General features: G+C 43.5%; 27 protein-coding genes, 1 other RNA gene and 1 riboswitch. Of the genes, 10 read left to right on the top strand and 18 right to left on the bottom strand.

The window, feature by feature from the left end; genetic code table 11:
• Positions 1-137 precede the first annotated feature (137 nt).
• The 7 genes from ssrS to H150_RS0105770 all read right to left on the bottom strand — a co-directional run bounded on the left by ssrS (position 138) and on the right by H150_RS0105770 (position 6,482).
• Positions 138-319, bottom strand: a non-coding RNA gene (ssrS, locus tag H150_RS14980) — 6S RNA.
• A 25-nt stretch (positions 320-344) separates the two neighbouring features.
• Positions 345-635, bottom strand: coding sequence for a cell division protein ZapA (locus tag H150_RS0105795; RefSeq protein ID WP_019958112.1), 291 nt, complete (start codon positions 633-635; stop codon positions 345-347).
• Positions 632-967, bottom strand: coding sequence for a hypothetical protein (locus tag H150_RS0105790; protein ID WP_019958111.1), 336 nt, complete (start codon positions 965-967; stop codon positions 632-634). The genes H150_RS0105795 and H150_RS0105790 overlap by 4 nt, the downstream gene beginning before the upstream one ends.
• 34 nt (positions 968-1,001) lie before the next feature.
• Positions 1,002-1,865, bottom strand: a complete 864-nt coding sequence (locus H150_RS0105785; protein ID WP_019958110.1) for a helical backbone metal receptor — start codon at positions 1,863-1,865, stop codon at positions 1,002-1,004.
• A gap of 75 nt (positions 1,866-1,940) precedes the next feature.
• Complete coding sequence (locus H150_RS0105780) at positions 1,941-3,785, bottom strand: TonB-dependent receptor domain-containing protein (protein ID WP_019958109.1); 1,845 nt, start codon at positions 3,783-3,785, stop codon at positions 1,941-1,943.
• Between the two features lie 106 nt (positions 3,786-3,891).
• Positions 3,892-4,083, bottom strand: a riboswitch (cobalamin riboswitch).
• A gap of 62 nt (positions 4,084-4,145) precedes the next feature.
• Complete coding sequence (locus H150_RS0105775; protein WP_019958108.1) at positions 4,146-5,345, bottom strand: branched-chain amino acid ABC transporter substrate-binding protein; 1,200 nt, start codon at positions 5,343-5,345, stop codon at positions 4,146-4,148.
• Between the two features lie 138 nt (positions 5,346-5,483).
• Positions 5,484-6,482, bottom strand: coding sequence for an NAD(P)H-dependent glycerol-3-phosphate dehydrogenase (locus tag H150_RS0105770; RefSeq protein ID WP_019958107.1), 999 nt, complete (start codon positions 6,480-6,482; stop codon positions 5,484-5,486).
• Positions 6,483-6,844: 362 nt separating this feature from the next.
• On the opposite strand from H150_RS0105770, the gene acpP reads away from it, so the two are divergent.
• The 3 genes from acpP to H150_RS0105755 all read left to right on the top strand — a co-directional run bounded on the left by acpP (position 6,845) and on the right by H150_RS0105755 (position 9,809).
• Positions 6,845-7,078 (top strand): acyl carrier protein, encoded by a 234-nt coding sequence (gene acpP, locus H150_RS0105765; protein ID WP_019958106.1) that lies wholly within the window; start codon positions 6,845-6,847, stop codon positions 7,076-7,078.
• 81 nt (positions 7,079-7,159) lie between these two features.
• Positions 7,160-8,404, top strand: a complete 1,245-nt coding sequence (gene fabF, locus H150_RS0105760; protein WP_026353511.1) for a beta-ketoacyl-ACP synthase II — start codon at positions 7,160-7,162, stop codon at positions 8,402-8,404.
• Between the two features lie 208 nt (positions 8,405-8,612).
• On the top strand, positions 8,613-9,809 hold the full coding sequence (locus H150_RS0105755; RefSeq protein WP_019958104.1) for an amino acid aminotransferase: 1,197 nt from the start codon (positions 8,613-8,615) through the stop codon (positions 9,807-9,809).
• An 81-nt stretch (positions 9,810-9,890) separates the two neighbouring features.
• Here H150_RS0105755 and H150_RS0105750 read toward each other — a convergent pair whose 3' ends face one another.
• The 8 genes from H150_RS0105750 to H150_RS0105715 form a co-directional block, all read right to left on the bottom strand.
• Positions 9,891-10,316 carry a roadblock/LC7 domain-containing protein gene (locus H150_RS0105750; RefSeq protein ID WP_019958103.1) on the bottom strand — a complete coding sequence of 142 codons (426 nt, stop codon included), beginning with the start codon at positions 10,314-10,316 and terminating at the stop codon, positions 9,891-9,893.
• 5 nt (positions 10,317-10,321) lie between these two features.
• Positions 10,322-10,882, bottom strand: coding sequence for a GTP-binding protein (locus H150_RS0105745; protein ID WP_019958102.1), 561 nt, complete (start codon positions 10,880-10,882; stop codon positions 10,322-10,324).
• Between the two features lie 34 nt (positions 10,883-10,916).
• Positions 10,917-12,410, bottom strand: coding sequence for a hypothetical protein (locus H150_RS0105740; RefSeq protein WP_019958101.1), 1,494 nt, complete (start codon positions 12,408-12,410; stop codon positions 10,917-10,919).
• Positions 12,411-12,494: 84 nt separating this feature from the next.
• The gene (locus tag H150_RS0105735; RefSeq protein ID WP_019958100.1) at positions 12,495-12,851 is read right to left on the bottom strand and encodes a hypothetical protein; all 357 of its coding nucleotides are present in this window, start codon (positions 12,849-12,851) and stop codon (positions 12,495-12,497) included.
• A gap of 285 nt (positions 12,852-13,136) precedes the next feature.
• A complete protein-coding gene (gene cysE, locus H150_RS0105730) occupies positions 13,137-13,922 on the bottom strand; it encodes a serine O-acetyltransferase (RefSeq protein WP_019958099.1) in 786 nt (261 codons plus the stop codon).
• A 19-nt stretch (positions 13,923-13,941) separates the two neighbouring features.
• Complete coding sequence (rng, locus tag H150_RS0105725) at positions 13,942-15,438, bottom strand: ribonuclease G (RefSeq protein WP_019958098.1); 1,497 nt, start codon at positions 15,436-15,438, stop codon at positions 13,942-13,944.
• A 339-nt stretch (positions 15,439-15,777) separates the two neighbouring features.
• Positions 15,778-16,371, bottom strand: a complete 594-nt coding sequence (locus H150_RS0105720; protein WP_019958097.1) for a Maf family protein — start codon at positions 16,369-16,371, stop codon at positions 15,778-15,780.
• Between the two features lie 29 nt (positions 16,372-16,400).
• Positions 16,401-17,225, bottom strand: a complete 825-nt coding sequence (locus H150_RS0105715) for an SDR family NAD(P)-dependent oxidoreductase (protein WP_019958096.1) — start codon at positions 17,223-17,225, stop codon at positions 16,401-16,403.
• Between the two features lie 82 nt (positions 17,226-17,307).
• On the opposite strand from H150_RS0105715, the gene H150_RS0105710 reads away from it, so the two are divergent.
• The 7 genes from H150_RS0105710 (at position 17,308) to H150_RS0105680 (ending at position 21,203) form a co-directional block, all read left to right on the top strand.
• Positions 17,308-17,607, top strand: coding sequence for a hypothetical protein (locus H150_RS0105710; RefSeq protein ID WP_019958095.1), 300 nt, complete (start codon positions 17,308-17,310; stop codon positions 17,605-17,607).
• Positions 17,604-18,023 carry a YqaA family protein gene (locus tag H150_RS0105705; RefSeq protein ID WP_019958094.1) on the top strand — a complete coding sequence of 140 codons (420 nt, stop codon included), beginning with the start codon at positions 17,604-17,606 and terminating at the stop codon, positions 18,021-18,023. The genes H150_RS0105710 and H150_RS0105705 overlap by 4 nt, the downstream gene beginning before the upstream one ends.
• A 41-nt stretch (positions 18,024-18,064) precedes the next feature.
• On the top strand, positions 18,065-18,853 hold the full coding sequence (gene rsmA, locus H150_RS0105700; RefSeq protein ID WP_019958093.1) for a 16S rRNA (adenine(1518)-N(6)/adenine(1519)-N(6))-dimethyltransferase RsmA: 789 nt from the start codon (positions 18,065-18,067) through the stop codon (positions 18,851-18,853).
• Between the two features lie 26 nt (positions 18,854-18,879).
• A complete protein-coding gene (locus H150_RS0105695) occupies positions 18,880-19,611 on the top strand; it encodes an amino acid ABC transporter ATP-binding protein (protein WP_026353508.1) in 732 nt (243 codons plus the stop codon).
• Positions 19,612-19,730: 119 nt separating this feature from the next.
• Positions 19,731-20,564 carry a squalene synthase HpnC gene (gene hpnC, locus H150_RS0105690; protein WP_019958091.1) on the top strand — a complete coding sequence of 278 codons (834 nt, stop codon included), beginning with the start codon at positions 19,731-19,733 and terminating at the stop codon, positions 20,562-20,564.
• A gap of 44 nt (positions 20,565-20,608) precedes the next feature.
• Positions 20,609-20,899, top strand: a complete 291-nt coding sequence (locus H150_RS0105685; RefSeq protein ID WP_026353507.1) for a hypothetical protein — start codon at positions 20,609-20,611, stop codon at positions 20,897-20,899.
• Between the two features lie 16 nt (positions 20,900-20,915).
• Positions 20,916-21,203 carry a hypothetical protein gene (locus H150_RS0105680; RefSeq protein ID WP_019958089.1) on the top strand — a complete coding sequence of 96 codons (288 nt, stop codon included), beginning with the start codon at positions 20,916-20,918 and terminating at the stop codon, positions 21,201-21,203.
• A gap of 70 nt (positions 21,204-21,273) precedes the next feature.
• On the opposite strand, the gene H150_RS0105675 is transcribed toward H150_RS0105680, so the two are convergent.
• From H150_RS0105675 to asd, 3 genes are all read right to left on the bottom strand, one after another.
• The gene (locus tag H150_RS0105675; RefSeq protein WP_019958088.1) at positions 21,274-21,495 is read right to left on the bottom strand and encodes an NF038104 family lipoprotein; all 222 of its coding nucleotides are present in this window, start codon (positions 21,493-21,495) and stop codon (positions 21,274-21,276) included.
• 171 nt (positions 21,496-21,666) lie between these two features.
• On the bottom strand, positions 21,667-22,146 hold the full coding sequence (locus H150_RS13825; protein WP_019958087.1) for an FxsA family protein: 480 nt from the start codon (positions 22,144-22,146) through the stop codon (positions 21,667-21,669).
• A 154-nt stretch (positions 22,147-22,300) separates the two neighbouring features.
• A complete protein-coding gene (gene asd / locus H150_RS0105665; protein ID WP_019958086.1) occupies positions 22,301-23,422 on the bottom strand; it encodes an aspartate-semialdehyde dehydrogenase in 1,122 nt (373 codons plus the stop codon).
• Positions 23,423-23,681: the final 259 nt, after the last annotated feature.

Here is a 23,681-nt window from a genome sequence, read left to right as displayed (position 1 = left end):
TGACGGTACTTGTCAATATAAACAAAGGGCTTGCGATGAAGTTTTATGTGAAATCGACCAAAATGGTCAAAATAGTGATAATTGGATTTGAGTTGCTTGCTATAAGAGGCTTGTTGAAGATGGTTTTGAAGAGGAGGGAATCCCCCGCCTGTGTCGGTTAGGCACAATTCGCTTGAACCTTGGGGACAAGGCTAGTCACATGGGTATATTTCGGGTACGTTCGACTAAGGAACGTTCGCGCCCATACACCACGGTGCAACTATAAAGCGAACTTATTGGTTCAAAGGAATATAAGCCCGTTCGAACACTGCAGGGGAAAACTTAAAACTCGTTTACTAAGCAGCTTAAACCTTGAGAGCGGTTTCGCATGCTTGAATCATGTCGCTTATTTTACGCTCAAACTGAGTAAATTCCAAGCCATCTTTGGTCGTCATTTTTAAAAAATCATGCGCCAAGTTCAAAGCTGCCATGATGACAATTTTGTCAGTTTCTACGATGCGGCCTGTATCTTGGATAGCGGCGATTTTTTGATTTAATAAATAAACGGCTTGACGCAAGGTTTCAGCTTCGTCTGTTGGCGTACCAATGGTAAATTGGCGACCTAAAATATTCACATCAACTTGTGAAATACTCATTGTTCAATCTCCTCTTGCACCACTTTCGGCAAACGGGACATCAAGGTTTTGATGGCGTCGGATGTGTCGATTAACGTGGCACGCAAAACCGTATTTTCAACTTTCAAATCATTGATCTGTTTGTCAGATAAGTTTTGTAAAGTATTGACATGTTCGGTATGCAATTGCTCTTTGCTGCTTAATTGCGCATTATATTGCTCAATTAATTGACGTTTTTCTTGCTCTAAAGCTGTGATGCGTTGGTTTAAAGAAGCATTGTCGGCATTGAGCGTATTAAACTTAGCGACCAAAGTATTGACGCAGTTATATAAGTGTTCTAATTGATTTTCCATGGCTCAGACAATAACGTAAATTGGAATGATGAAATCAATGCCGTTTTCGGCGTTTGGACTCGATTATAAGGCACATTTGCTCTAATGACGACTTAATACGCAAACTGGGGCGCAAATCCGCTTGTATGATATGTATTTCAGGTCGCTTACGACTGTGTGCATACAGCTGTTGCCATTGTGACAAATTTTGCTCACCGCTGACAAACACAATTTCAGTTTGTTGTTGTAATAAGGCTTCATGATTAATGGGCACCGCAGGCATAGACAAGTTGCCAAAAACATTGTCGGCACCGCAAGTTTGTAATAATTGCCCTAAAAAACTGCGATTGCTGATGGCATAAATTGGCTGCAAACTGACCAAAAAAGCACTGGAAATGCGATTTGGATACGTCTGTTTTTGTTGTGCCAATACCAATTGGCGAAACGGATAGGTATTTTGTTTGGCAATATTGGGCGTGCTATTGAGGATGCCTAAAGCATGAATTTCATCGGAAATCGATAGTAAACTCACAGGATTAGAAACAAAGACGGCAATGCCCAATTGTTTCAAATGTTCAATCAAGCGTTGTTGTCCACCGTCTTGCCATGCCACGACCAAATCAGGCTTCAACGCAATGATTTGTTCCACATTGATTTGGTTGTAAGCTCCGACTTTGGGTAGGTTTAAAATCGGTTGAGGATAATCGCTTTCTTGCGTGACACCCACAATTTTGCTGCCTGCACCTGCGCTATATAAAAGTTCGGTGGTGTGTGGTGCCAATGATACGACTTTGCGCAATGGTTGTTTGAGGGTGACAGTTTGCCCTGTGCCGTCTTGCACTTGCCATTGCGCATAAGCGGGCAATAGCCATAAAGACAATAGGGCAAATAATAAACCGAAACGAATAGATGGGAACATAGGCTTTGAATTTTACAGGACGCTTAGTATGACCCAAGCGTCCTGTAAACCGTAATGGCAATGAATCATTGCGGATTAAAACTGATAGCGTCCTGAAGCCACCACGCTGCGACCTTGGGTATGGTAACCACGAACGGTGGTGTATTGTTTGTCCAACAAATTGCTGCCGCTTAAACGCAACTGCCATTGTTGGTTGGGTTTGTAAGCAACACTCATCCCCAATAAACCATAACCGCCTAAGCTGGTGGTATTGGCAGCATCGGCAAAACTGCGACCGTGTACATGCAAATGGGTATTAATAGACCATTTTTCATGTGGTTGATAATCAATACCAATATTACCAAATACGCGCGCACGTTGAATCAATAATTTGTCATTGCTATCGTCACGAGGGTCTTGGTAAGTGACGTTGCTATAGAGTTTGAAATGTTGCCATTGCTTGCTCGCTGCCAAACTGGTGCCGACCAAGGTCGCTTCATTGATGTTTTGAGCAGGCCAACCGTTAATCATTTCTTCCAATTGGGTTTGAAATACTGTCCAATCCACGCTGAAATCTGATTGATGGTATTTTAAGCCCGCTTCCCAAGAACGGCTTTTTTCTGGTTTAAGCAACGGGTTGCCGCCACCGTATGGGTAATACAACTCGTTGAAAGTGGGTACACGAAAAGCAGTGCCGTAGCTGATGCGACCGACCAAAGCATCGGTCAATTGATAACCCAGCGCCAAGCGTCCTGTAGTGTGATGACCATATTGGCTGTCACGGTCTTGGCGCAAAGACGATTCGATTAAAAAGCGGTTGTAATCGGCATTCATCGCTCCAAAAAATGCCCAATTTTTGCGAGAATCGACCACATAATCGGTATCGGAATCAATGTTTTGTTTGAGCCATTCTGCACCTGTTTGCCATTGTATGTGCTTGTGTTGACCGCTCAATGTCCATTGCGCACGCGTGTCTTTGCTCTTGATAAAGTAATCTGTGCTGCCTTGGGTGACGCTTTTGCCTTCGTCACGGCTGGTGGAAAATTGTAAATTGGATTCCAATTGCTCGTTGATGCGGTTTTTAGAAGCGATGCTAAATTGAGTCAAATGGGTGATGTAGTTTTCATCGTCTCTGGCAATAGGTGCCCACGTAATCGGGTCTGAACCACCACCGTCGTATTGAGCCTCGCCTTTATAACGCAAAGCACGCATGCTCAATTCTTGTCCTTCTGCCCATTCATATGCCAAGCGTCCTGAAACATTTTGGTTTTGATAACCATCTTCATCAGGATGGTGACCAAATGGATAGTCGGTATTGGTAGCAGAAATGCCGCCATCGGTACGCTCTGTGCCTGCACTTAATTGATAGCTTACGCCATGTGTGTTGCCGCTCAGGTTGGCATCGATACCACGTTGACCTTCGGTGCCGATTTTGACACCAATATCGCCGCCGAACGGTTGATTTTCAGCTTTGCGGGTAAAAATTTGTACCACGCCACCAATGGCATCTGCGCCATACACGGAGCTACTGGCACCGCGCACGACTTCAATGCGCTCAATTTGATTCAACGGAATGTGGTTGTAAGAAGCAGTGCCTGTGGTGGCAGACACCAAGCGCACGCCATCAATCAAAATGATGGTTTGGTTGGTGTTGGTGCCACGCGTGAACAAGCTGCCGACAGAGCCTACACCGCCATTGCTGACCGTTTCTAAGCCTATGCTTTGTTGTAGTAATTCAGGCAAAAATTGGGCATTGCTTTTTTCGATGTCGGCACGAGTAATGATGCTGACATCGTTTAAGCTTTTAAGTGGATTTTGGCTGATGCGTGTGGCAGTGATGACCACTTCTTCTAAAGCCGTATCATTGTGGCTGTCATTGGCCAATGCCAAGGGCGCAGCAGACAATAGCAATAAGCTTGCTGCCAAGGTTTTGGTTTGCATGAGGAACACTCCAAGTATTTTGTAAATACCGAGTGCGAAAAGAATGTGTATTTAACCGCAATGTAAAAAGACAAAACAGTCAAATATCGCCTCCCCGCGATACTCGAAATTAAGACTGTTCAGTCGGTCTTCGGACTTGGCTCGCTGATTTCAATGCCTTCCCATTATCTTGGTAACAGTGACTTGTATTGAACAGTTTTATGAGCTTTACCGCTGCGGGGGCAGTGTGGGATTTTCACCTAACTTCCCGTTTCTGAAACAGCGAGATGATTGTAACACAGTCAATAGCGCAGCTTAGCTTTCAAGTATTACAGGACGCTTGCAAGCGTCCTGTAAAAGCATGACTATATTAATATTGCATTAATTGCCGCTAGAGATGCTGTCCACAGGCACCCATTTTCCTTGTTCTACTTTATAAACGGTGATGGCAATGTCTTTTAAATCGCCTTTGTCGTCGTATGAGAATGTTCCACTGGTCACACCATTCAAACTCACGGCTTTCAATTTGCTTAAATAGTCTGCCGCTTTCGATGAGTTGGCGTCTTTCATGGCGGTAATCATCGCCCAAGTTGCGTCATAACCATATGGAGAATAAGTGGCGACGTCTTTGCCATATTTGGCTTTGTATTTGGTTGCGTATTCAGTACCTTTAGGCATTTTGTCTAATGGGAAACCTGCCAAAGAAGTGAACACACCTTCGCCATCAGCTGCTGCAATTTCTAAGAATGTCGGTGTTTTGGTCATTTCACCCGACATAAATGGCACAGTAATGCCCAAACGGCGGATTTGTTTGATCATCGGCGCTGATTGCGTGTCTGCACCACCGTAGAAAATCACGTCAGGTTGTTGGGTTTTGTAGCCTGTCAAAATAGATTGGAAATCAGTGGCTTTGTCATTGGTAAATTGGCGCGGCAAAATGTTGGCGCCTGCGGCTTTGGCTGATTTTTCAAATTCGTCTGCCAAGCCTTGACCGTAAGCGGTGCGGTCGTCAATGATGGCGATGTTTTTGTAACCCAGTTTTTCAACCGCATATTTGCCCAAAACAGTGCCTTGTTGGCTGTCTGAAGTCATAGAGCGGAACACGTATTGCAAGCCACGACCAGATAAGGTTGGGCTGGTTGCCATCGCAATATTTGGAATTTGGTTGTCTTCGTAAACTTCAGATGCTGGAATGGCGGTGCCTGAGTTAAAGTGACCAATCACCCCCGCCACTTTGGCATCCACGAAACGCTCAGCCACTTGTGTGGCTTGTTTTGGGTCCGCAGCATCGTCTTCAGCCATCAATTTGAACGTGGCGGGTGCGCCATTGATGGTTAATTTTTGCTCGTTGGCTTCGTCAATGGCCAATTGCACGCCGTTTTTGTATTCTTCACCGTAATGTGATTGTGGACCTGTTAAAGGTGCGGCAAAGCCAATTACGATTTCATTGTTGCCATTGGCAGCAGGGGCTGACGAAGTTGTTTTGGCAGCGTCGCTACCACTGTTTTGACCGCCGCAAGCTGCCAGCGCCAAAGCCACCATCAAGCTCATACTGGTGGTTTTCATGTTTAATTTATTCATATTATTTTCCTTTTGACTGACCTGTTTTGAAATTTAAAGCGACCTGAATGGTAAAGCAAACCACTTTATTTTGAAACTGTTGGCTTGGAATTTGTGGTTTGCTTAGGGGGATAAAAAAATCAAATAAGATGTGAGTATTTAGGATTTGTGTTCCAGTGTGGGGCTGCGCATCATTAAAGCATATGCCACTTGAGCGCTGTTCAATTGACCATTGAGCAATTGAAACAAGGTTTCAGTAATGGGCATACTGATATGGTGTAATTGTGACAGGCGATAGGCTTCAGAAATGGTATATACGCCCTCAGCCACATGTCCTAACTCTTCTAAAATGGTGTCTAGATTTTTGTCTTCGGCCAGTTTCAGGCCGACTTGGCGATTGCGAGATAAGCCGCCTGTACAAGTTAAAATCAAATCACCCAAACCCGAAAGACCCATTAAAGTGGCTTCTTGTGCGCCCAAATGTTGCGCCAAACGGCTGATTTCAGCCAAGCCGCGTGTCATCAATGCCGCCCGTGCGTTCAAGCCATAATGCAAACCATCACACAAACCTGTGGCAATTGCCATCACGTTTTTCAACGCACCACCTACTGCCACACCGATGACATCGCTAGAGGCGTATAAGCGCAATACGGAACTGTTCAAATTGCGGCACATTTGTTCAATCCAAGCTTGGTTTTCAGATGCCAAAGTGACGGCACAAGGCAGTTGTTGCGCCAATTCTTGCGCAAAGCTAGGACCTGATAACAAAGCCACGTGTTTTTGTTCGGGCAACATACTGGTAACCACTTGATGTGGCAATTGACCTGTCGAAACTTCAAAGCCTTTACACGCAGTCATAATCGGCATGTTATTGTCTATGAATGGCTGGATGGCTTCTAAAATAGGGCGCAAACCTGAAACAGGTGTCACAATCAAGACCAATTCGGTTTGATCCAAAGCGTCCTGTAAATGATTTTGTAAGTTTAAGTTGTCAGGAAAGTGGCAGTTTTTTAAATAACGCTGATTTTCACGGGTTTGTTGCATTTGTGTGACGTGTTCGGCATTGCGTGCCCACAAACATACTTGGTGGTTTTGTTGGGCAAAATGGATGGCAAGAGCCGTGCCCCATGCCCCTGCGCCTAAAACGGTAATTTTCATCGGATAACCTTTACTGCCAATTGAAAAAAAGCAAATATTTAAAGTGATGGTTAGAATCATACCATTGACGATTAAAAGAGGGTGTTTGTGCCACAATGCTTTAAATGAAATTGGATGGTTCTTGTGTGTTGAGTCAGGATTTAGGCTTGTGTTAATATTGGCGAAAATGGCAGCCTATCCATGCAGTTCGCACATGAAGCTAGTCAAAATATGTGGAATGTGCTTACAATATGCATGCTTATGGATGGAAAGCTCTATTTAAATTCAGTAGAATGAGCGCTGGATTTTGGTAGTCGACCATTATTAACAATTAATTCTATCTGAAATAAACCCTTATTTAAGATCAAGGTAAAGGAAGTAACATGGAAAATATCGAACAGCGCGTAAAGAAAATTGTTGCTGAACAATTGGGTGTGAATGAAGCTGAAGTGAAAAACGAATCTTCATTCCAAGAAGACTTGGGCGCTGACTCTTTGGATATCGTTGAATTGGTAATGGCTTTGGAAGAAGCTTTCGATACTGAAATTCCTGATGAAGAAGCAGAAAACATCACTACTGTACAACAAGCTATCGACTTCTTGACAGCTGCTGAGTAATTTTTCTTAGCCTCAATATTTTAGCCTCTGCAGAGCACATCGGTTTGCTGTGCAGAGGTTTTTACTATGGATTTCAAACGCATGAATAAAAAAAGGATCGTCATTACCGGTTTGGGTGTTGTATCACCATTGGGTAATAGTGTGGCCGAAAACTGGGAAAATTTGCTCGCTGGTGTCAGCGGTATTGGCCCTGTGACTCGTTTTGATGCATCGACCTTGAATTGTCAGATTGCTGGTGAAGTCAAAGATTTTGACATCACCCAATACATTCCAGCCAAAGAAGCACGTCGTATGGATGTGTTCATTCATTATGGTATTGCTGCGGCATTGCAAGCGATTGAAGATGCAGGCTTGGATCATATTGAAGGCTTGGACAAAACCCGCGTGGGTGTGAATATTGGTGCTGGTATTGGTGGTTTGCCATTGATTGAAGATACGGGTGCTGATGTGATTGCTGGTGGTACACGCAAAATCAATCCTTTCTTTATTCCAGGTTCATTGATTAATTTGATTGCAGGCCATGTGACCATTTTAAAAGGTTATCAAGGTCCGAGTTACGGCATTGTGTCTGCTTGTACGACAGGTGCACATTGTATTGGTGATGCGGCGCGTATGATTGCTTATGGCGATGCAGACATCATGGTTGCAGGTGGTGCTGAAGGTGCGATTTCGACTTTGGGCATGGGTGGTTTTGCGGCGATGAAGGCTTTGTCTACTCGCAACGATGATCCAACCAAAGCATCTCGCCCGTGGGACAAAGACCGTGATGGTTTTGTGATGGGTGAGGGTGCTGGTGTGATGGTATTGGAATCTTATGATTCTGCTGTGGCGCGTGGTGCAAATATTTATGCTGAGTTAGTCGGTTTTGGTATGAGCTCAGATGCACATCATATTACCGCACCTACTGTAGATGGCCCTGCTTTGGCGATTAACCGTGCTTTGAAAGATGCGGGTTTAGAGCCAAGTGACATTGATTATGTCAATGCACATGGTACATCTACACCTTTGGGTGATGCCAATGAAACCAATGCATTGAAATCTGCGTTTGGTGAGCATGCTTACAAAATGGTGGTCAACTCTACCAAATCCATGACAGGTCACTTATTAGGTGGTGCTGGTGGTTTGGAAGCGGTGGTGACTGCTTTGGTGATTAAAAACCAAATAGCCCCTCCAACCATTAATATCGACAACCAAGACATTGAAGCAGGTTGTGATTTGGATTACAACAAAGATGGTGCACGCAAAATGGAAGTTCGTGCCGCCATTTCTAATTCGTTCGGCTTCGGTGGTACCAATGGTACTTTGGTTTTGAAGCGCGTTGATTGATGTTGTTTTATCAAGCGTCCTGTAAATTTACAGGACGCTTTTTTTGTGTGATACCGTTGGTGTTTATTGAAATAAAATAAAAATTAGACCAAGCTCAACACAAGTTTGTAAACGTGTTAAAGTATGGGTCTTGTTTTTGATGGGTGCAGGTTGCCATATAAACGACAACTTGGACTGTTTTAATCTGCAACTTTAGGACAAAAACCTCATGTTTAATCATGTTGATTATTATCCAGGCGACCCTATTTTGGGTTTGAATGACTTGTATAACAAAGACACACGCGCTGAAAAAGTAAATTTGGGCGTGGGTGTGTATTATGACGAAGATGGCAATTTGCCTTTGCTCGACTCGGTATTGAAAGCCGAAGCTGAGCGTGCCAAAGCGCCTCAAGCTCGTCCATATTTGCCTATGAGCGGTTTGGCTTCTTATAACACTGCGGTACAACGCTTGTTGTTTGGTGCTGACAGTGCAGCTGTGACCGAAGGTCGCATTGCAACCATCCAATCTATCGGCGGTTCTGGTGCATTGCGTGTGGGTGCGGAGTTTGTGAAACAATACTTCCCACAAAGCAAAGTGTATGTGAGCAAACCAACTTGGGGCAACCACATCAGCATTTTTGAAGCAGCTGGTTTGGAAGTGGGCGAATACCCTTACTACGATGCTCAAACAGGTGGTGTGAAATTTGATGCTTTATTAGAAGCATTCAAAGGTTATAACAAACACGATGTAGTTTTGTTACACCCTTGCTGCCACAACCCAACTGGCGTTGATTTGACGCCTGCACAATGGGATGTGTTGTTAGATGTGGTGAAAGAGCGTGAATTGTTGGCATTCATGGACATCGCTTACCAAGGTTTTGGCGATGACTTTGAAACCGACGTGTACGCCATTCGCAAAGCAGAAGCTTTGGGTTTGAGCTATTTTGTCAGCAGCTCATTCTCTAAAAACTTGTCGTTCTACGGCGAGCGTTTGGGTGCTTTGTCTGTGGTGTCAGCTACGGCTGAAGAAAAGCGTTTGGTGTTCAGCCAATTGCAATACATCGTGCGTCGTTTGTACTCTAACCCTCCTTGCCACCCTGCAACCATCGCATCTGATGTTTTGAACAGCGATGAATTGTTTGCTTTGTGGACAGAAGAAGTGGCTCAAATGCGCGTGCGCATCAAAGAAATGCGTCAGCGTTTGTTTGAAGTATTGACTGCCAAAGTACCAGGTCGTGATTTCTCTTACATCACGGCTCAACGTGGTATGTTCAGCTTCTCAGGCTTGAGCCCAGAACAAGTGGCTCGTTTGGCTTCTGAATTCGGTATTTATTTGGTGAGCAACGGTCGCATGTGTGTGGCTGGCTTGAACACTAAAAACATCGATTACGTTGCCAATGCATTTGTTGCTGTATTGCAAGACTGATTGCTTGATTGAATAAAAAAGCGTCCTGTAAATGTTTACAGGACGCTTTTATTGATTGCGCCACCGATTGTCAGCTGTATATCAGCGTTTGTTGAATTCTTCGACAATGTCATTGATGGTCTTTTTGATGGTCCATAATGCCGTAGCATAATTGGCTGTGCGTGAGCAAGCGACCAATATTTCGATGGATTTGTCGGTATCCAATGCCACACGGCGGCTGAAGATTAAACCATTTTCACATTCGATGGTTGTGGCCATAGTATGATTGAATCCTGATTCTGCACTGACAGAGTCGCTTAATCCACCTAAAGAAGCGCACATGGCCGCTTTGCGTGCTGCATCACGGTCATCTGCCAATGTATGGGTAATGGGAAAACCATCGTCACTGGCAATCACGATAAATTCAATATCACTGAAATTTTTCTTTAAAGCACGCACATGGCGGGCAAACATGTCTTGGCGCGCCATAATATATTGATGTTTGCGGACAGCTTCGCTGTTATCCATGGATTTTATTCCCCTTTGATTTCTGAATTCGCTAGTATCACTTCTAATAACATTAAAACATCTGCTTTTTCACGCACATCGACTTCCATAATGGGTGCGTACATGTCGCGTTCGGCAAAATATTGGGTATATTTGTCCAAAGCATGGCTGTCTTTTTTGGTTTTACCTATGCCAACGACAAAAGCTTGTTTGCTGATTAAATCACGAAACTCATGTAAATAAAGTTTTAAGTCTTCAATAGGATTTTCGCGTGTATCATCAATGAGCAAGATACAACCCATAGAGCCTTTGGCAAGAATAGGCCACATGAATTTGAAACGATCTTGCCCTGGAATGCCATATAAATGAACCACTTCATCAGGGCCTAATTCAATACTGCCGTAATCCATTGCCACTGTGGTCGTGGATTTGTTGGATTGTTCCGAGTCTGAGTTGCTGGCCTCTGTGCCAATAGGGTTGGTGTCGCTGATGCAATGAATGGCAGTGGTTTTGCCTGCACCCATTGGACCGATAAATAAAATTTTAAGTAAAGGGCCTGTGAGATTGGGTTCGTTGCTGACTGACATGGCGAACTTTCTGTATAAAATATATATCGATAAATTAATCTAAAGATGATTCAAAATGTTCATTAGTATGTAGCTTTTCGCGCAGTCTGGTAATCCATGATGATTTTTCAGACGCATTTTTTTGTAATGAATTTTGTTGTTGTTTTGTGCTTTGAGGTAGTGCTTGGGTTTGCCAAGTTAAGCCTGCTAAATGTGCAGCATAAATAAAATGTTTGATTTGTTGGTGAGATGCTTTTCCTTTGGCTTGTGCAGCATAAATACTGTGATAGTTTTGAGCAAATAAAGTCGCTAAAAATAACCAAGTGGGATGTGTTTCCCATTGACCAAATCTTGGGAAACCCTTGAGTTTCCATTCTTGGTTTTCCAAATCCAAGTTTTGACTTTTTTCATCACATTTTGGTGTGTGCAAGCCATATGACCATAAGACTGCTGGTAATGAAAAATGTTTTAATGTATTTGGAATATTATTTGTTGTTTCTGCTGGCTCAGTATTAACCTGAAGCAAGATGTTAGCCAACTCGTTTGCATGATTGACAGAAGCTGCAATCATTTGATTATCATAATCTACATAAACACCCAATTTTTTAAGACAAATCATACCGCTGTTTTGTTGAGACAGGCTTTCCCAGACATCTTGGACTTGGGTTTCAATCGTAGGGATTACAACAGTCTGTTCGGTAGATACAGATGGGTTGGTGCTTGAGTTTATGTCAATCTGAGGGTGAGCGACATTGTCTGAATTTTTATGATTTGTGTCTTCAGCTGGCGTATTTTCTTGAGAGGAAGCTAGGTCAGTTGTTTTTTTTTGATTGGTATTATTTTTTAAACTACCATATAAAATGAATTTTTCTTTTGAGTTTTCATGTGTCTTGGTTTCTGAAGATACTTTAGAAGACGCAGATAAACTGTCTGTACCATTGGATGGGATTTGGGTGTTTTGTTTGGTTGAAGTGGCTTCTTGAGCTGTTTCAGTCGCATTGGGCTGTGGTGTGGTTTGGTTTTTTCGAAATGAGCCATAAGTATAAAAAACCGGCTTGTCTTCCTCGGTTTGAGTGGGATCAGTTTTTTTATTGTTATTGGTCTGATTTGGGGGTGTAAGAGTTTCTTCTGTGTTAGCAGGGACAATCATCGCACCATCACGCCAAAAAGTGATATTGGGTTTGTCGCTTGAGACGTTAGAATGTTGAGCAGGCGGTTCTGTAAAAAAGACTTGTTCAATATTTTTTAAAACATCAATCAAATCAAAAGTGGTGATAGGGTGAGGGCAAGGAATGAAATTATCCGCCACAAGGTCTTGATTGCTTAAGATAGGGGCTTTAGACTGGTGGAGGTAATGTGGTAATGTTGAATCAATGACAAAATGTACCTGACATTGGTATGCGTTTTGACCAATCTCCCAACGGTATTGGAGATGGTTTTGAGCTGTATTCATGCGGTTAATAGCATCAATTTGTTTGGTAAACTTATCGGTTAAATCTGAGTTGAAACCAACCAAATTCAGTTTTATATTTAAATTTTTAGCGGACATTTGTTCTCGCTCAAGCAAGATAGCCTCGGCAATAATATATTACCGAGGCGAGTGTAGAAACGAAGACAATCTAGAAAACACCAATTAAGCTAAGTGTTTTTCTGCATCGCGTAAGGCACGGCGCGCCAAGGCTAAGTTGGATTTTCCCTTGTCCAATACTTGGTACAAAAACAAACCATCATGTTTTTGCAAAGGACGCAACAAATGGTATTGCTCGCCCAGTGTAATCAAGATGTCATCAATGACATCATTTAAGCCTAGCATGCCCATGGTTTTCATTTTTGCGCGCATCACCTCAGTATTGCCAGCTGCTGCAATCTCCAAATCGATAGAAGCTGTGCCGCCACCTGCAAGCAACATGCCACTTGAATAATCTACAACTGCAGCCGCAAGAGCACCGTCTACATTCAATAATTCAGTGATTGTTTTATCAAAATTCATGGTAAATCCTTTTCGTTGCATAAATAAATTAAAAGGTCTGCTACAAAGGTGATGCAATGAAAATGTCGTTGATATTGACGGTTTTTAATTCCATAAATAGTCATTGGTAATGGCCTGAAATCAATAAGCCTCAAAACCGTACATTCTCATAGTATCATACTAAAATCATCTTTCAATCAATCTAATACAGATTATTGAGATAATCTAGATTGGTATCAAAGTTGACTTTATTATTGCAATTGGTTCCGCAGATTGAGGGCTTTTTTTATTTGTATATCATGACCTCTATGATAAGGTTTGATCCATCTCTTGAGAAGGAATAGAACCTAATTTCCCCACCTCTTTGGCAGGTACGCCTACCACTGTAGTCCGAGCAGGAACATCGTTAACAACCACACTGCCAGCACCAATTTTGGCACATTCATGGATTCTAATATTGCCCAAAACTGAGGCATTAGCACCTATCATGACGCCGTTGCCAATTTTAGGGTGGCGGTCACCAGACTCTTTGCCTGAACCACCTAAAGTCACACCATGTAACATAGAGATGTCATCACCTAAAACCGCTGTTTCACCAATCACAATACCAGTACCATGATCAATCATAATACCTTTACCAAATGTAGCAGCAGGATGAATGTCTACACCAAATACTTCTGAAGAGCGATTCTGCAAGAAGTATGCCAATGTCTTTCTACCTTGTAGCCACAGATGGTGATTAATTCGATGTGCTTGAATTGCATGATAACCTTTGAAATATAACAAAGGTAAAGAGTACGCATCACAAGCAGGATCGCGCTCATAGTAAGCAATGATGTCTGCAATGGCAGCATCATGAATGGTGGTATCGGTTTTCAGAGCTTGGTGGTACATTTCATACAATGTGCGCGCATCCATCACTGCACTGGCCAATTTACTAGACAGGTGAAACGCCAAAACACGATCAAAAGAGCTGTGGCGTAAAACGCTAAGATGTAAAAAACTGGCTAATAAAGGTTCATTTTCAACTGCTTCAACTGTTTCGGCTAAAATGGTTTGCCAAACTTGCTCTGGTGTGTGTGCTGCCGTCAAGATTTGTTCTCCAATTGGACTACATCAAAATGATGTCAAATTGTTCTTGTGTGTATGAGGTTTCAACTGCCAAGGTGATAGGCGAGCCAATGAAATCAATCAACATGGCTAAAGATTGCGCCTCTTCGTCTAAAAACAAATCTATTACCGATTGGGCAGCTAAAATCTTGTAGCTGTTGGCTTTGTAGCGGCGTGCTTCACCGACAATTTCACGTTGGATTTCGTAACAAACTGTTTGTGCTGTTTTGACAGTGCCACGTCCTTTGCAACAAGAACAAGGCTCGCTTAATAAATGGCTGAGGCTTTCGCGTGTGCGTTTGCGCGTTAATTCAATCAAACCCAAGCTGGTAAAGCCGTTTAAGGTGACGCGGGTGCGGTCTAGACTTAGAACACGGGTCAATTCATTTAAAACCGATTCGCGGTGTTGGGCTTGTTCCATGTCGATGAAATCGATGATGACAATGCCGCCAATATTGCGTAAACGCAATTCGCGCGCAATGGCATGACAAGCTTCTAAATTGGTTTTGTAAATGGTTTCGTCAAAATTGCGCGTACCCACAAAGCCGCCAGTATTGACATCTATGGTTGTCATGGCTTCGGTTGGGTCTATGATTAAATAACCACCAAACTTCAAATTCACGCGCGGTTGCAAAGCCTTGCCAATTTCGTCTTCGACACCATAAGTTTCAAACAAGGGGCGCGCACCATCGAATTTTTCAATTTTATTGACGGCATTGTGCACATACATTTGTGCAAACTCGAGCATGGACTCGTAGTTTTCAGTGGAGTCAATCAAGATGCGTTGGGTGTTGTCGCTGAACATGTCACGCAAAACACGGCGACTTAAAGGCAAATCTTGGTATAACAAGGTTTCGGGCTTCACGGTTTTACTGCGCTTGCGAATGTTGTCCCATAAGCGAGTTAAATAATCGATGTCGGCCTGTAACTCTGCATCGGTAGCGGTTTCGGCACTGGTGCGAATGATATAACCGTGGCAAGAGTCTTCTGGCAACAAGTCTTCCAAGCGCTTGCGCAATAAAGCTCGTTCTTCTTCATCTTCAATTCGCTGTGAAATACCAATGTGTTCATCTTGTGGTAAATGAACCAAAAAGCGACCTGCCAATGAAATTTGGGTAGAAAGGCGAGCGCCTTTGCTGTTAATTGGGTCTTTGATGACTTGCACCATGACACTTTGACCCTCAAATAACATGTGCTCGATGCGTTGGGTTTCAGTGGGTTGTTGGCGTTGTTCTAAGATATCAACAATATGTAAAAAGGCAGCACGGTCTAAACCAATGTCGATAAAAGCACTTTGCATGCCTGGTAAAACACGCTTGACCACGCCTAAATAAATATTACCAACCAAACCAAGATCGGAGTTGCGCTCAATATGCAATTCACAAACAGTTGAATTTTCTAAAATAGCAACACGGGTTTCTTGGGGAGTGACGTTAACGAGAACCGTTTCAGGTGGGCGTGGCACATCCTTAGCCAAGGCAATAGCATTTTGCAACATGGTCGTCCTTTGATTTTCAATGTGGTTTGTTGAGTATGCGATAAGTGCAACATACTTAACAAACGACACTACTTGGCTGCGCTTCATCTTATCACAAGCTTTTATCAGGCGTGTAACAACAAATTAACCGCTCGATAGCCATTAAGATGGATTGCCATACTTTATTTGATGGGGACATGATCGATATTTTACAAGCGCATTTGGCATGATAAAAACGCTATTTTAGTGTTCTTATCAAGCGTCCTGAAATATTCAAATAAAATACTGTAAATATCGTGTGAGTTACCACGATGGCAAGTGTTTTACCGTGTTCGCCATCATGGTGTCAATTGTCTTGATTTAGATGTCGAGGCAATTCAAATGGCACAACTGTAATAATTGTGTGGTTTCAAACAAAGGCAAGCCCATCACGCCACTAAAACTGCCATCTAAATGGCTGATAAACACCGCTGCCAAGCCTTGTATGCCATAAGCACCCGCTTTGTCGTCGGCTTCTCCGCTGGCAAGATAAGCATAAATTTCTGCATCTGACAAAGTTTTAAACGTCACATCGCTGATTTGAGTGGTACGGTGGCGTGTACCTTGATGCCAAACGACTACTGCGCTGATGACTTGATGTGAGCGGCCTGAAAGTTGTTTGAGCATTTGGTAAGCATCTTGACGGTCGTTAGGTTTGCCCAAAATTTGGCCATCAACGGCCACTGAGGTGTCTGCGGTTAAAACAGGGATGGCAGGGGCTTGCCCATGTGCTTGAGTGAATAATTCTAAAGCCTGTTCTGATTTTTGCCATGCCATGCGTTCGGTATAAGCTTGGGCATCTTCATTGTCATGTGGCGTTTCATCGATGTCACTGCTGATTTTTTGGGCTTGAAAACCCAATTGTTGTAATAATTGCAAACGGCGAGGGCTGCCTGAGGCTAAAAATAAATCCATAAATCACATCTTTCTGTATCTTGATAAGGTTAGGCTTTGTCATTGCCGCCAATTAACAGGCGGTCTAAAAGGACGGTCGGTAGCGCTCGTTTTAAATAGGCCAAGCTATGGGTTACCATCGTCACACGGTAACGGGCTTTGGGGCGAGGGGTATTTAAAGCTTGGGCGCATACGGCAGCACAAGCTTCGCTGCTCAATGCCAAAGGATGAGGTTTGCCTTCGCCACGCAAGCGTTTGAGCAAACCTGTGTAATTGGCATGAGGGGAATCTGGGTTCACATGGGCTAAAAAATGTTGCAAGGTATTGTCACGAAAACGGCTTTTGATGGGACCCGGTTGCAATAAGCTGACGTGAATAGAAGTGCCATGTAATTCCAAACGCAAAGTGTCACACAAGCCTTCTAAAGCAAACTTACTGCTGTTGTATGGCGCACGCAAAGACATGGCAGCAAAACCCAAAACACTGGAATTAACCAAAATTCGTCCAAAACCTTGTTGGCGAAACAAGGGCAAAACGTGCAAAATGCCATCCCAAGTGCCAAAGACATTGGTATCGAATTGGGCTTTGATTGCAGCCAAAGACACATCGTCGACCGCACCATTTTGCCCAAAGCCTGCATTGGCAAAAAACGCGTCCAAAGTGCCTACTTCTCGTTGGATGTAAGCGATGGCGGCACGGTAATCTTCAGAACAGCGCACATCTACTTGTAGACATTCCAAGCCTTCGCTTTGTAAGCGTTGTACATCTTGCGCTTGGCGGCAACTTGCAATCACACGCCAGCCTTGTTGTTTGAGTAAGTGGGCGGTGGCATAGCCGATGCCGCTAGAGCAGCCAGTAATGAAGATTGTTTTCATGTATGTTGTCCGTCATCAATACAGTTATAATACCATGTCAAAAGATGCCTGATAAAAGAGGCGTCCTGTAAAAGGAATCAGCATGAAATCATGGTTTGCTTCAGAATCTATTTCGCCGCGAGCCAAAGCATGGAAGTTTGCGAAGAGTTTGCGTGACAGCAAAAAATACCCTTGGTGGGACAAAGAAGTGGCTTTGGCGGAGGCATTTGTGGCTGAAACCTTAGATGCCACACAATATCGCCAAGCTGTTTATGCGGCAACGGATTGGAATCACATCAAAAACAGCGATGATTTTGGTGGTTACAGCCAATCAGAGCGAGACCATCGCGCGGATATCATTGCGACCATGGAAATTACGATTGCTCAAAGTGAGCGTGGATGATGAATGAAATTTGGTGGCAATGGTTAGGCTTGTGGTTTTCGGCTTTTAGCTCGGCAACGATTTTGCCAGGGACGTCCGACGTGGTGTTGGTGGCGATGATACACCAACATCCGCAATGGTGGGGTTGGGCTTGGCTCATTGCTACCATCGGTAACAGCATGGGTGGGGTGGTTTCGTATTATATGGGACGCTTATTGCCACACAAACACCGTGCGCCTGACAAAATGATTACGTGGATTTACAAATATGGCTATTGGGCTTTATTGATGTCGTGGGTGCCATTTATTGGTGATGGTTTGGCTATTGCGGCAGGTTGGTTGCGTTTGAATGTATTTTTGAGCGCGTTAATGCTGACAATAGGCAAATTTGCACGTTATGGTGTGTTGATTTTTGGTACACTGCAAGTGATTGCATAAACAAGGCTTTGAGCCAAGCTCAAAGTTGGTAGAAGGAAGTTATGGCAGAACACAAAGCCCGCAAACGATTCGGGCAAAATTTTTTACAAGACACGCGCATTATCAGCGATATTGTCAACGCAGTGCGTCCGCAAGCGGATGATGTGGTCATTGAAATCGGTCCTGGTTTGGCAGCGATTACCGAGCCTTTAGCGCGTCCACTGAAACAATTGCATGTGGTGGAAATTGACCGTGACATCATCAAACGTTTGAAACGTTTGCCATTTGCCGATAAATTGGTGATACATGAAGGCGACGTGTTGCAATTGGATTTTCGCAGCATTGCTGGCATGAAAAAAATTGTGGGCAACTTGCCTTACAATATTTCCACGCCATTGTTGTTCCAATTGGTGGAAGTGGCAGATGAAGTGGTAGACATGCATTTCATGTTGCAAAAAGAAGTGGTAGAGCGCATGGTTGCCGAACACAGAACCAATGATTACGGTCGCTTGAGTGTGGTGTTGCAATACTATTTTGAGATGGAAAAAATCATTGATGTGCCGCCTGAATCTTTTGACCCTGCGCCAAAAGTAGATTCAGCTGTCATTCGTATGATTCCCAATAAAGGTCGTATTGGCATTGCCGATGATTTCAATCATTTGAGTCGCATGTTGCAACAAGCGTTTCAACAACGCCGCAAGACTTTGCGCAACAATTTAAAAGAATGGATGAACGACGAAGATTTTGCCGCAGTGGGATTAGACCCAACTTTGCGTGCGGAACACGTCGCTCCAGAAGAATATGTTCAATTGAGTAATTATTTGTTGCGCAAAAACGCAGCAAACGTTTGAAGACAGGATGAACCATGGCTGATGCAATGATCCGTTTTGAAAATATCCACAAATGGTTTGGCAAGGATTTACACGCAATTAATGGTGTGAATTTGGAAATTGCCAAAGGTGAAGTGGTGGTGGTGTGTGGTCCGTCTGGTTCAGGCAAATCGACGTTGATTCGTACAGTGAACCAATTGGAAACCATTCAAGAAGGCAATATTTACATCGATGGTGTGTGTGTGAACGATCACAAAACCGATTTGAATAAATTGCGTGCAGAAGTAGGTTTTGTATTTCAGCATTTCAATTTGTACCCACACTTAAGCGCCATTGACAACATCATGTTATCGCCTATGAAAGTGCGTGGCATGAAAGAAACCGAAGCGCGTGAATTGGCTATGGGTTTGTTGGAAAAAGTGGGTTTGGCTCACAAAGCCGAATCTTTCCCGAGTCAATTGTCAGGTGGTCAACAACAACGTGTTGCCATTGCCCGTGGTTTGGCGATGCAACCGAAAGTGATGTTGTTCGATGAGCCAACTTCGGCGCTAGACCCTGAAATGATTGGCGAAGTGTTGAAAGTGATGAAGGATTTGGCTTTGAGTGGCATGACCATGATGTGTGTGACGCATGAAATGGGTTTTGCGCGAGAAGTGGCCGATCGAGTGGTATTTGTCGATCATGGTGAAATCATCGAAGAGGCGACACCAGAAGAATTTTTCACCAATCCAAAACACGAACGTGCCAAACAATTTTTGAGCCAATTGCGTTCGCATTAAAAAATAGGATTGAAGGCGTCCTGAAACCATTTCAGGACGCCTTTATGCATATTGAAAAAGCAAATATCCATTAGAATTTTAATGAGATACGAGCAGCTGAAAAAACAAGAAAGCAGGCTATGGCAGTAGATCATTACGAAAACTTTCCTGTTGGTTCGATATTGGTACCCAAACATTTGCGCCGTCCTATCCATGCCATTTATGCGTTTTCTCGCGTGGCGGATGATTATGCCGATGAGGGCGATGACAGCGATGAAGTGCGCTTGGCTAATTTGCAAGCTTTGAGCGATGAATTGCTTTTGATTGAACAAGGCAAGCGGCCTGTAAGTGCATTGATGCAGCGTTTGCTTGATGAAGCGATTGCGCCACATCAATTGCCAACAGCATTGTTTGAAGATTTACTGGATGCTTTTCGCCAAGATGTGGTGAAAAAGCGTTACCAAGAATTTGACGAATTGGTCGATTATTCGCGTCGTTCTGCCAATCCAATTGGGCGTTTGTTATTGTGTTTGTATGGTGTCAATGATGAACAGTCTTTGCAGCAAAGCGATGCCATTTGTACCGCTTTGCAGTTGATTAATTTTTGGCAAGATGTGGCGATTGATTGGCAAAAAAACCGTGTGTATTTACCGCAAACGAGTTTGCAGCAATTTCATGTGTCTGAGTCTGACATTGCGCAACACAAGCTCACACCTGCGTTTCAAAATATGATGGCAGCACAATGTCAGCGTGCTTTTCAAATGTTACAGGACGGCTCACCTTTGATTGGCAAATTACCCAGTCGCTTGCGTTGGGAATTGAGCATGATTGTGTTGGGTGGCGAGCGCATTGTGCGTAAACTGATGGCGGTTGAATATGATGTGTTCACGCAAAGACCTGTTTTAACCAAACGAGATTGGTTGTGGATGCTCAAACAATTGTTAACTGGTCATATTGCCATGCCCATACGTTGACGTGGGTGAGGTAAAATGCGAGCTTTGTGTCAAGGTGTTGGCAGATGACAAAACCACCTATGTGGCCGTTGCTGTTATTGTTGGTGTCGGTGCCTGTAACGGTTGTAGGCATGTGGTGCTATTTGTTGGATTTGGATGAAAGTGCTGTCTATGCTTTAACCGCTTGGGTGGCATTTTTATTTTGTTATGCACACCGTTTGGTCTATTTTTACCATGTGCGCCAAGCGCAAAAATGGGTGTATTTTATGGCAATGCCGATGGTGTTAATCATGTATCCGGCATTGTTTGTGTGTTGGATGTGTGTGGCTGCGATGCAGGCAACGTCAGGTCATTAAAAAAAGGAAATGAAAAATGGGTGTTTACATCATGTGGTTTTTGCTGTGTATCAGCGGTATCGGTTTGTGTATTTTGACTTTGATTACAGGCAATCAACGCATGCCAAAAGTGCAGGGTTTTTGTGCGTTTGCAGGCTTGGTATTTTTCGGTGCGACCGTGAGCTTGAGCATTTATGATATTCAAACCAAACCTGAGTTTGACACTTATTTTATGGGGATGCAGGTGTTTCCATTGGCGATGTATGCATGGATGATGTATTTTGCTATCAAGCAATTGAGAACACATCAAAACAAACCAGATTGATTAATCATATATTGACAGGACGCTTGAAGCGTCCTGTTTTTTTTTAAGCGCAGCATGCCAATACTTGGGCTTACTCTTGTGGAAGTGGCTTTGAATCATTGGCATGTTTGTCTTGGTCTTTATCGTCATCGCCATCGGGAATCATGGCACCAACGACAGCGGCAGTTCCTTTAACGGTGTATTTGCCAACGGTATAAACCGCTTTTACGGGTGCGGTGACCAAGGAGGTAACGCAGCCTTGCAATAAGAGGCAGGTGCCAATGGTTAAAATCAGTGGACGTAGTGCAATCATGGTTAGGTCTTCACAACTTACAAACACAGCGCTGTCGGATAACAAACGTGGGTTAAATGGGATTAAAACGGTATTTTAGGCTGTTTTAAGAAAGGTTGCTATATTGCAATGGTATACAGGACGCTTGAAGCGTCCTGTATATTGGGTGAGTCTTGTTGGAATCTAACTAGATTAAGGTTCGATGCGTGGCACATCATTGGATGGGCGTGAAGGTGATGGTTTCACTTCGCTGTAATCACCATCGATAATATCACCATCGGCATGGTTGTTTTGGCGTTGGCGGTATTGTTGATACGCTTGTTGGGCTTGTTCTGAGCCGATATTGGTTTTGGGACCACCTTTTAATGGCAACATCAGACCTGCGGCAATGGCTGTCGATACAAAGCCCGGGCTAATGAGCAAAATGGCAGAAATGATAAAGCGAATCGGCCACATCAATTGATACACGGACAAGCCTTGTGGATTTTTACGCAAGGTTTCACCTGCCATCAACACGCTGGAAAAACCCAAATTGCGCATTAAAAAGATGCCTGTGAAAAATTGCAAAGCCATCAATACCAAAGTCCAAATACCTAACCATTGGCTGACCATGACGATGGAAACCACTTCTAATATCAAAAAGGCCGGAAACAACCAACCAAGATAACGCATGTATGAGCCCTGTCTTTTAATTAAAAATATGCTGTTACAGGCTTTAAAAATATAAGCAAACTATCCATATTTCAAGCGTCCTGTAAGTGAATTTGCGTAAACATGGGTATAAAAAAAGCCTGAAACAGATTCAGGCTTTTCAAAATTGACCAAATTATTGGTCTAAATTGCCCAAAACGATGCGCAACATGCGACGCAATGGTTCAGCCGCGCCCCACAACAATTGGTCACCGACGGTGAACGCAGAAATATACTCGCCGCCCATACCCATTTTGCGGATACGACCCACTGGCACAGACAAAGTGCCTGTCACTTTAGCAGGGGTTAATTCTTCGATAGATGCTTGTTTTTCGTTAGGAACGACTTTCACCCAATCGTTGGCAGAAGCCAATAATGCTTCGATTTCTTCGATAGGCAAATCTTTTTTCAATTTCAAAGTGATTGCTTGGCTGTGACAACGCATTGCGCCCACGCGTACGCACAAACCGTCGATGACGGTTGGATTGTCGCTGTTGCCCAAAATTTTGTTGGTTTCAACGCCGCCTTTCCACTCTTCTTTGGATTGGCCATTGCCCAAGTCCGCATCAATCCAAGGAATCAAGCTACCTGCCAATGGCACGCCAAAATTGTCTTTTGGATAAGCATCTGAGCGCAAGAAGTCTGATACTTTGCGGTCGATTTCCAAAATCGCGCTCGCTGGATCTGCCAATTCAGCCGCCACTTCGTTTTCAATGGCGCCCATACCTGAAATCAATTCACGCATGTTTTTAGCACCTGCGCCAGAAGCCGCTTGGTAAGTCATGCTAGAAGCCCACTCAACCAAATCGTTTTGGAACAAGCCACCCAAAGCCATCAACATCAAAGAGACGGTACAATTGCCGCCGATGTAGTTTTTCACGCCGTTTTGTAAGCCTGCATCAATCACATCACGGTTAACAGGGTCTAAAATGATGATTGCGTCGTCTTTCATGCGCAAAGAAGAAGCCGCATCGATCCAATAACCATCCCAGCCAGTTGTGCGCAAAGGTTCAAATACCGCTTTGGTATAATCGCCGCCTTGGCATGTGACAATGATGTCCATTTTTGCCAATGCTTCGATGTCGTTGGCATCTTGCAAAGTTTTTTCCGTTTGACCGAAATCAGGAGCAGTGCCGCCGACATTCGATGTCGTGAAAAACACGCTTTCCGGAATGTGTTTGAAATCTTGTTCTTCTTGCATGCGTTGCATCAAGACAGAACCCACCATACCACGCCAACCAACAAAACCAACTTTCACTTCTTGCTCCTTAAACGGGATAATTTTTCACATATGGATACGAATCGAAAATCATAACCGAAAATGCGTTCAAATTGCAGAAAACAGTGAAAATATTTTAATAAATTATCAGAATTGTCGGGAAATCGTTTTCATTTTGAATATGAAATGTTTTTTTTGAGAATGATTGTTATTTTATTGGAATGTAATAGTAATTAACCTAAAATAGCGGCTGTAAGTGCAATATTGATGATGTTGATGGATGAGCGAGCCAGTTTTT

The sequence above is a fragment of the Vitreoscilla stercoraria DSM 513 genome (assembly GCF_000382305.1).
GTDB lineage: Bacteria > Pseudomonadota > Gammaproteobacteria > Burkholderiales > Neisseriaceae > Vitreoscilla > Vitreoscilla stercoraria.
Note: the sequence above shows the minus strand (reverse complement) of the source record. Positions and strands in the feature narration are given on the sequence as shown.